Genomic DNA, 2,454 nt, shown 5'->3' with positions numbered 1-2,454 from the left:
GTTAGTTGGTCGAAGCGATCGATTTGCCGACAATAAACTCATGAAGCACCTTTTCCTTTGAGCGAGAGAATGCGATCTGGCGTAGCGAACGCTTTGCGTTCGCTCTACTTGGTGTTGTTTTTGGCCCGTTCGATCTTGCCTGCGATCGCATCCAGCCTTGCTTTGATTCTGGTCATCCACTGGTTAAACTCGGCCGACTGCCGGTCGATATCTTCCTTCCGTAGCCTTATCTCTTCGGTTGTTTTTTCGTGGGCTTCTAACCGGATATTTAATTCTGCAATCATCATTGCCTCAAGTATCTATTGGTTTGTTTATTTGTTAGGGAGGAGGCATCTCATTTGTGCAAGTGAGTAATTATACTTGTCGATGAAACTTGCTTCTAGCAAGGCTTTCAAAATAGCTTGACATAAAACTTAATTTAGGAGTTACAAAGGTGAGATGCTCCCGATCGCTTTTAACATATTGCAAAGATAATCGCTGTAACCAACTCTCTTTTAGTCCATCTTCAATATCATATACAGACAGCGTATTACCGGGATTTTGTAAAAGAGAAATTATTCCTTTGGTCACACCGATGAGATTAGTTGTGAATAGCATATAAACTCTCCTAAGTCAGAAAAAAGAGTTAGAATAATCGAAAAAACTGATAACCAATAACTGAGAAAAACTACTCCTTATAAGGATCGTACTGAGTCAAGATCCGTTCTAACTTTACTTCGTCAATGCGATTAATTAAGCGTTTAGATTCTTCGACATCGCGGACAGTTTTTGATAGATTAATGGTGGAACCGACGCTAAATAGTAAACCCATGCCTAAATAACCTTTAATCCACGGATCTACCGGCAGATAAATAACTCCTAAAGAAGTGGCAGAAATAGAGACAATAAAAGATAACCAAGTTTGAAAAATCCACGCTTGAGTATGACTGGGAGCAGTACCGTATTTTTTATCGTTCATAATCGTCTCCTAAATGTTTCTGCACCCATTCTGTCGGTTCTAGAGGTGCAACAACAATGAGCGCTATCTAGTAGGGGGAGGGTTGAGAACTGGGGTGAATTGGGGTGAAGTGGGGTGAAGTATCAAGTATAATCATTGTCAGAATCTAGGACCAAAAAGATGGAGATTAAACATCTGAAAATTTGGTATTCTTGGGAAAAACAAGAACAAATGATCGAGCACTTGGTGGGGAGAGTGGGATTAACCCGGGTGCGTGCCACTTGTTTTCTGCGTCTTTGGATTTATGCGATTGCCAAGGAAGGACAGGTAAAACCCCCTTTATCCCAGTTAATTTTTCCCACCACTGCCATTATCTGTACCCATCGACAAGCATCCGATCTATTTTATCAGGATCAAGACCAGGGCAGCGATCGCTCTGCCGGTATGATGTTAGATAAATTAGCAGCCCTTGGTTTAATCGAAAAAATTTTTGACGGCAACACAACCAGAATTAAAATCAAGCCAATTACGGGGATTTTAGAGCCTGATAGCTCAGAATCATCTGTAGAATTGCAATTAGATCAATTTAATCCCCGTTGTGATGCGATTCCTGTGGCTAACTTGCTGACACGCAATTATAACTGGATGAATCGCAATGCTGAAGCAATTCCCCATCGCATTTCTCGTCTGTTGCGGGGTTGGGCAAAAGATTACACCACAGGTATGCGAGTTTTGCGTCGGGTAGATAATCTTAATCCCGTCGGTTTTTATCTCCTCTATCCCACCGCAAACGAGTCGGAAGCGAATTTTTTTACCTCTCCTAACAAGAGTTTACATCTAAGTGCGATCAACGAACAGGATCCTTTTAAAATGGCATCTGTGGGAGATGAAAATTGTCTTTCGGTATTTATTCGCAGTTGGATGATTGATGCTAATTATTTAGAAAAATATCGTTTAATCTTCCTGCAAGATGCCCAAAAAACTCTCCAGAGAATGATATTAGATTTTCCTAATCTCTGCGATTTACATACTTTGATTATTCATCCTGATTATGAGAAATTAGGCGCAGCCTTGGGATTTCAAAAAACTATTCAGGAATCCCCAAACTCTATTTATTGGATGTATTTAGGACTCGATCGCTTTTTATCCCTAGATATGGGTGAAATTCAATTTTAATCGGGAGTGGGAAGTGGCGGGGAAAAAATCGTATCCCCTCAATATATCGGGGTCAGGAGTTATTGGCTCTTCGGTTTGTGTTATGCAATGGACGGGGGTTATAAGGGATGGAACCCTTATATAGAAAGGCATTTAGCGATTTTTGTCAATTGTTTTTTATCTAGAGCGAACTAATCAATTAAGTCTTTTGCCAGATAAGGATGGTTCTTCGGTTTTTGTTATGCAATGGACGGGGGTTATAAGGGATGGAACCCTTATATAGAAAGGCATTTGGCGATTTTTGTCAATTATTTTTGATCTAGAGCGAACTAATCAATTAAGTCTCTTGCCAGATAAGGATT

General features: G+C 40.3%; 4 protein-coding genes. 1 reads left to right on the top strand and 3 read right to left on the bottom strand.

The features are described from left to right. Nucleotides 1-104: 104 nt before the first annotated feature. The 3 genes from PX482_RS14900 to PX482_RS14890 form a co-directional block, all read right to left on the bottom strand. Nucleotides 105-287, bottom strand: coding sequence for a hypothetical protein (locus PX482_RS14900; protein ID WP_002758041.1), 183 nt, complete (start codon nucleotides 285-287; stop codon nucleotides 105-107). Between the two features lie 67 nt (nucleotides 288-354). Further along, on the bottom strand, nucleotides 355-597 hold the full coding sequence (locus PX482_RS14895) for a hypothetical protein (protein WP_002758040.1): 243 nt from the start codon (nucleotides 595-597) through the stop codon (nucleotides 355-357). A 70-nt stretch (nucleotides 598-667) separates the two neighbouring features. Continuing rightward, nucleotides 668-958: a YiaA/YiaB family inner membrane protein gene (locus tag PX482_RS14890; RefSeq protein WP_002758035.1), complete on the bottom strand. Its 291-nt coding sequence runs from the start codon at nucleotides 956-958 to the stop codon at nucleotides 668-670. 159 nt (nucleotides 959-1,117) lie between these two features. Here PX482_RS14890 and PX482_RS14885 point away from each other — a divergent pair, with 159 nt between their 5' ends. Further along, nucleotides 1,118-2,113 carry a hypothetical protein gene (locus PX482_RS14885; protein ID WP_002758034.1) on the top strand — a complete coding sequence of 332 codons (996 nt, stop codon included), beginning with the start codon at nucleotides 1,118-1,120 and terminating at the stop codon, nucleotides 2,111-2,113. The last annotated feature ends 341 nt before the right edge of the window (nucleotides 2,114-2,454 follow it).

Source organism: Microcystis sp. M53602_WE12, assembly GCF_030065455.1.
Taxonomy (GTDB): domain Bacteria; phylum Cyanobacteriota; class Cyanobacteriia; order Cyanobacteriales; family Microcystaceae; genus Microcystis; species Microcystis aeruginosa.
The sequence above is the reverse complement of the archived record's forward strand: the minus strand, read 5'-3'. Positions and strand labels throughout refer to the sequence as shown.

Excerpts from the sequence above, each read along its gene's own strand:
- PX482_RS14890 (WP_002758035.1), bottom strand. The coding sequence starts at position 958 with ATGAACGATAAAAAATACGGTACTGCTCCCAGTCATACTCAAGCGTGG.
- PX482_RS14895 (WP_002758040.1), bottom strand. The coding sequence starts at position 597 with ATGCTATTCACAACTAATCTCATCGGTGTGACCAAAGGAATAATTTCT.
- PX482_RS14900 (WP_002758041.1), bottom strand. The coding sequence starts at position 287 with ATGATGATTGCAGAATTAAATATCCGGTTAGAAGCCCACGAAAAAACA.
- PX482_RS14885 (WP_002758034.1), top strand. The coding sequence starts at position 1,118 with ATGGAGATTAAACATCTGAAAATTTGGTATTCTTGGGAAAAACAAGAA.